Source organism: Kitasatospora sp. NPDC054939, assembly GCF_053610105.1.
Genome location: NZ_JBSGXP010000256.1, coordinates 1 through 5,227, shown reverse-complemented (window position 1 = coordinate 5,227; position 5,227 = coordinate 1). Strand labels below are relative to the sequence as shown.

The 5,227-nt window shown below is 74.3% G+C and carries 5 protein-coding genes; 4 read left to right on the top strand and 1 reads right to left on the bottom strand.

Going from position 1 to position 5,227, the window contains the following annotated elements:
• Nucleotides 1-49: 49 nt before the first annotated feature.
• Nucleotides 50-1,096, bottom strand: a complete 1,047-nt coding sequence (locus ACWGB8_RS37685) for a ketoacyl-ACP synthase III family protein (RefSeq protein WP_452218171.1) — start codon at nucleotides 1,094-1,096, stop codon at nucleotides 50-52.
• A 174-nt stretch (nucleotides 1,097-1,270) separates the two neighbouring features.
• On the opposite strand from ACWGB8_RS37685, the gene ACWGB8_RS37680 reads away from it, so the two are divergent.
• The 4 genes from ACWGB8_RS37680 to ACWGB8_RS37665 all read left to right on the top strand — a co-directional run bounded on the left by ACWGB8_RS37680 (nucleotide 1,271) and on the right by ACWGB8_RS37665 (nucleotide 5,181).
• The gene (locus tag ACWGB8_RS37680; protein ID WP_452218170.1) at nucleotides 1,271-1,798 is read left to right on the top strand and encodes a nuclear transport factor 2 family protein; all 528 of its coding nucleotides are present in this window, start codon (nucleotides 1,271-1,273) and stop codon (nucleotides 1,796-1,798) included.
• A gap of 107 nt (nucleotides 1,799-1,905) precedes the next feature.
• Complete coding sequence (locus tag ACWGB8_RS37675; RefSeq protein ID WP_452218169.1) at nucleotides 1,906-3,735, top strand: amino acid adenylation domain-containing protein; 1,830 nt, start codon at nucleotides 1,906-1,908, stop codon at nucleotides 3,733-3,735.
• Complete coding sequence (locus tag ACWGB8_RS37670) at nucleotides 3,732-3,977, top strand: MbtH family NRPS accessory protein (RefSeq protein WP_452218168.1); 246 nt, start codon at nucleotides 3,732-3,734, stop codon at nucleotides 3,975-3,977. The genes ACWGB8_RS37675 and ACWGB8_RS37670 overlap by 4 nt, the downstream gene beginning before the upstream one ends.
• A gap of 268 nt (nucleotides 3,978-4,245) precedes the next feature.
• Nucleotides 4,246-5,181, top strand: coding sequence for an SDR family oxidoreductase (locus ACWGB8_RS37665; protein ID WP_452218167.1), 936 nt, complete (start codon nucleotides 4,246-4,248; stop codon nucleotides 5,179-5,181).
• Nucleotides 5,182-5,227 lie beyond the last annotated feature (46 nt).

Genomic DNA, 5,227 nt, shown 5'->3' with positions numbered 1-5,227 from the left:
ATCGGATCCACCCGCCCCCTCGGCGTTCCCGGCGCCGCGGCCGCGGCGGTCAGGCCGTCCAGTCGGGCACGTCCAGGACCTCCAGCACCGCGGCCGTCCACATGAAGCCGATGCCGACACCGACCGTGGCGATCAGGTCGCCCGGCTTCGCCCGCTTGCTCTCGATCAGGTGGTTGATGCCGAGGAACTGGTCGCTGCTGCCCATGTGGCCGTAGTCCAGGCCCCAGTCGTAGGTGGTCCGGGCCGGGTCGAGGCCGAGCTTCTGGTAGAAGCCCCACTCGGCGATCGGCTTGATCACCGTGCCGTGGATGAACCACTGCACGTCGTCCAGCGAGGTGCCGGCGTCCGCGAACGCCTGGTCGAGGGTCTTGGTGAAGTTGTCGCTCACCACCTCCAGCACCTCGTCGTAGGCGTCCTCGTTGCGCAGCAGCCAGTCGCCGGGGCGGGCGCCCAGGTCGACGGTCTTCCCGTCCGCGAACGGCGCCTGGGTCCACGGGCCGAGGCCCCGGTACAGCGGCTCCAGGCTGGCGTCCGAGCGGCTGACGGTGGAGCGCAGCCGGGCGAAGCCGCCGCGGGTGGAGAGCACGGTCGCGCAGGCGCCGTCGCCGAAGACGGTCTGGTCGTCGCTGCGCCAGCGGTCGATGTACGGCAGCTGCCAGGCGTCGCCGCAGGTCACCAGGGCGGCGGTGGCCTCGGGGCGGGCGGCGATCCAGGACGCGGCGAGTTCGAGCCCGCCGAGGACGCCGTTGCAGCCCTGGCGCATCTCGATCGCGGCGGCGGTGGTGTGGCCGAGCGTCTCCTGCTGGACGAAGTGGGCCGGCGTCCACAGTTCGCGGCCCGGGTGGTTGGTGTAGGCGTGCAGCACGAGGTCGATCTCCTCGGTGCGGTGGCCGGAGCGGGCGATGGCCTGCCGGCCGGCCGCGGCGGCCATCACCGGGCCGGTCTCCTCGGCGGTGGCGACCCGGACGGCGCGCACGCCGTTCTTCTCGGCCGCCGCCGCGTCGTAGTCGCCCGCGGCGACGGCCTGTTCGGCGGTGAGCACCTCCTCGGGCAGGTAGGCGCCGAGGCCGGCTACGTACACGTTGTCCCAACGCATCTGACACGACTCCAGGGGTTTCGGGGCACTGGTTCCGGGCCAGGGTGTTCGGCCGCTCTCAAGGTCCGCTCGAACCAAGGGAGTTGGACACCCGTTCGGCTCAAGTGGATCTGTAGTCGGCCGCCCTAGCGTGTGGCCACCGCACCGGATCGAGCCGACACCCGAGGGGTACCCATGCGCGAGAAGCTGGACGTCAACGAGGACGAGGTCGCCGTCGACAACGGCGAGCCGAAGGAGGCCTACACGCACGGCGAGGCGCTGCCGGTCTGCGAGCGCTGCGAGGGCGAACTCAAGGCGGCGGCCGAGGAGTTCGACCGCGCCTTCGCCGGCCGGGACTTCGACGCGTGGTTCTCGTTCTTCGTCGACGGCAATGTCACCGGCCTCGGTGCCGACGGCACCATCGGCATGAACAAGGAGTCCTGGGGCAAGATCCTCAGCTCCTACTTCGAGGACCCGACCTGGCGGATGAAGACCGCGCCGGTCAAGATCGCCGTCCAGGAGTGCCGCACCGGCCAGGTCATCGAGCGGGTCCGCTTCGACTCGCCGGCCCTGGGCCACATCACCTTCGTGCACGTGATGGTCTGGGTGCGCAGCCACGGCGAGTGGAAGATCGCGCTGCAGACCGAGGCCGGCCCGCTGGAGACCAAGACCGAGCTGCTGCACCAGTTCGAGGGCCGCACCACCGCCGACATCCCCGCCTGAGCGGCGACCCGGCGCTCCCACCGCCCCGGCCGTACCGGCCGCCCGTCGGCCCCGACCGGCGGCCGCCCCCCGATCCATCCCTCACGAGCATCGAGGAACCGACACCGATGGACCACGTAGAGACCCTGCCGAGGACCAGCGCCCTGCTGGGCCGGTTCCTCGACGCCGCCCGCCGCCACCCCGACCGCGAAGCCGTGACCGGCCCGGGCGGCACCCTCACCTACGCCCAGCTCGACGAGCGCACCGACCGCCTGGCCGGGCTGCTCGCCGGAGCCGGGGCCGGCCCGGAGCGCGCCGTCGGCGTCTTCCTGCCCCGCACGATCGACCTGGTCGTCGCAGTGCTCGGCATCCTCAAGGCCGGGGCCGTGTACGTGCCGTTCGACCCGGAGCAGCCGGTCGAGCGGCTCGCCGGGATCGCCGAGGACGCGGGCGTGGTGACCGTCCTCACCCACGCCGCCCTGGCCGGGAAGCTGCCCGCGGGCACCGAGGCCGGCGCGATCCCGCTGGACCGGCTCGACTGGGACGGCCTCCCCCGGGTCGCCCCGGTCGAGACCGGGCCGGACGACCTCGCGTACGTCATCTTCACCTCCGGCTCCACCGGCCGCCCCAAGGGCGTCGCGGTGTCGGTGACCGCGCTCGCCCACTTCCTGGAGGGCATGGAGCGGGGCGGCTTCTTCCGCGAGCCGGGCGAGCGGGTCGGCTGGAACGCCTCCGCCGCCTTCGACGCCTCCGTGCAGGAGTGGGTCCGGGTCTTCCGCGGCGACACCGTCGCCGTGATCGACGACGACACCCGCCGCGACGGCGAGGCGTTCGCCCGCTTCGTGGCCGACCACCGGATCGACGTGGTCGACATGACCCCGTCGCACGCCCAGGTGCTGCTGGAGGAGCTGGAGCCGGTCGCCCGCACCGAGCGCCCGGGCCTGCGCCTGCTGATCGCCGGCGAGGCGGTCCCGCCCTCGTTGTGGGACCGGCTGGCCGCGCTGACCGCCGAGGGCGTGCTGTCGGCGGCCAACCTGTACGGCCCGACCGAGGCCACCGTCAACGCGCTCGGCACCCACGTCACCGCGCCCGGCGAGCCGCACATCGGCGTCCCGCTCGCGGGGACCGCCATCCGGATCGTCGACGCCTGGCTGCGCCCGGTCCCGGCGGGCACGGCGGGCGAACTGTGCCTGGCCGGCCCCGGCCTGGCCCGCGGGTACGTCGGCCGCCCCGGCCTGACCGCCACCCAGTTCGTCCCGGACCCGGTCGGCCCGCCCGGATCCCGGATGTACCGCACCGGCGACCGGGTGGTGGAGCGCGCCGACGGCACCGTCCGCTACCTCGGCCGCACCGACAGCCAGGTGAAGATCCGCGGCCACCGGATCGAGCTCGGCGGCGTCGAGGCCGTTCTGACCGACCACCCCGAGGTGGCCCGCGCCGTCGTGGTCAGCCACACCGGCGAGGACGGCATCAACCGGCTGGAGGCGCTGCTGGAGCTGCGCGAGGGCGGGACGGTCTCCGCCGTCCGCGACCGCGCCGAGCGGCTGCTGCCGATCTGGATGCGCCCGACCGGCTACACCGTCGTACCGGCCTTCCCGGTCACCACCAGCGGCAAGGTCGACCGGCTGGCGCTCGCCGCCCTGGTCGGCAGCACCGCGGTGGCCGCGGCCGAGCCGGTGGTGGAGCCGGTCGTGGAGCCGGTCCGGGAGGCCGCCGAGTCGGTGGCCGAGGTGGTCGCCTCGGTCTGGACCGAGGTCCTGGGGGCGGAGGGGATCGCCGACGACGCCGACTTCTTCGACCTCGGCGGGCACTCGCTGAGCGCCATGCAGGTCGCCACCCGGCTGCGCGCCCGGCTGGACGTCAAGGTCCCCACCAGCCTGCTGTTCCGCCTGCGCTCCTTCGGCGAGTTCGCCGCCGCGGTGGCCGAGCGCAGGGCCGAGGCGGCGGCCGGCCGGTGAGCCGCGCCCCGCACACCCCCCGCACCCGCGACGAGAAGACGGAGACCCAGATGGACGACAGCGGCCCGGAGCAGTGGAGCGTGCTGGTCAACGACGCCGGCCAGCACGGCCTCTTCCCCGCCGACCTCGAACCCCCGGCCGGCTGGCGCCCCACCGGCCACCGGGGCACCCGGGAGTCCGGCATCGAGTACGTGGACCGGCACTGGACCGATCTGCGCCCCCGGGCGGTGCACGCGGGCTGACCGCCCCGCCCCGAAGGACCCGTGCCCCGGCCGGCACCCCCCTTGCCGGCCGGGGCACGCACCCGCCCCGCCTCCCCCCGCCGGAAGCCGGCCCCCGGGCTTCCGGGGCGGCCCCCCTTCCCGCGGCCGGGCGCCGGGGCCCGGACGCGAGGGCCCGTGCGCCCGGACCCGCCGGACCGCCGCCGCGCTGCGCCCTCCGGGCGAAAGACCCCGGGTCCGCCGGAAATCCGGACAGCAGGTGGCGGGTATGGCTGCCATCGTCGGTTCCATGAGCAACGAGAACACGCCCGGAGACAAACCCCTCACCGGCCGCATCGCCCTGGTCGCCGGAGCCACCCGGGGCGCCGGCCGGGCCATCGCGGTCGCCCTCGGCGAGCAGGGCGCCACCGTGTACGCCACCGGCCGCACCACCCGGACGAAGGTCAGCGAGGTCGGGCGGCCCGGCGAGACGATCGAGGAGACCGCGGAGCTGGTGACCGCCGCCGGCGGCGAGGGCATCGCCGTACCCACCGACCACCTGGAGATCGACCAGGTCCGCGCCCTGGTCGAGCGGATCGACCGGGAGCAGGGCCGGCTCGACGTCCTGGTCAACGACATCTGGGGCGGCGAGCACCTCATCGACTTCGGCGTCCGGATGTGGGACATCCCGCTGGAGAAGGGCCTGCGGCTGCTCGAACTCGGCGTCCGCAGCCATGTGATCACCAGCTCCTGCGCGCTGCCGCTGCTGGTCCGCAACCCGGGCGGCCTCGTGGTCGAGATGACCGACGGCACCAGCGAGTACAACCGCCGCTTCCGCGAGAGCTTCTACTACGACCTCGCCAAGAACGCCCCGCTGCGGATGGCGTTCGCGCTCTCCGAGGACCTCAAGCACGTCGGCGGCACGGCCGTCGCGCTGACCCCGGGCTTCCTGCGCTCCGAGCAGATGCTGGACGTCTTCGGCGTCCGCGAGGAGAACTGGCGCGACGCCGTCGCCAAGGACCCACACTTCGGGATCGCCGAGTCGCCCGCGTACGTCGGCCGGGCGGTCGCCGCGCTGGCCGCCGACCCGGAGCGGGCCCGCTGGAACGGCAAGTCGCTGAACAGCGGCCAACTCGCCAGGGAGTACGGCTTCACCGACGCCGACGGCTCGCAGCCCGACGCCTGGGGGTACTTCCTGGAGGTCGTGCACGGCGGGCGGGCCGGCACCCCGGAGGACTACCGCTGAGCACCGCCCTCGGGGCGTCTGCGGCGATGCGCTACGGGTGCCGGCC

What these genes read in the sequence shown, in the direction of transcription:
- ACWGB8_RS37685 (WP_452218171.1), bottom strand. Translation starts at nt 1,096, where the DNA reads ATGCGTTGGGACAACGTGTACGTAGCCGGCCTCGGCGCCTACCTGCCC.
- ACWGB8_RS37680 (WP_452218170.1), top strand. Translation starts at nt 1,271, where the DNA reads ATGCGCGAGAAGCTGGACGTCAACGAGGACGAGGTCGCCGTCGACAAC.
- ACWGB8_RS37675 (WP_452218169.1), top strand. Translation starts at nt 1,906, where the DNA reads ATGGACCACGTAGAGACCCTGCCGAGGACCAGCGCCCTGCTGGGCCGG.
- ACWGB8_RS37665 (WP_452218167.1), top strand. Translation starts at nt 4,246, where the DNA reads ATGAGCAACGAGAACACGCCCGGAGACAAACCCCTCACCGGCCGCATC.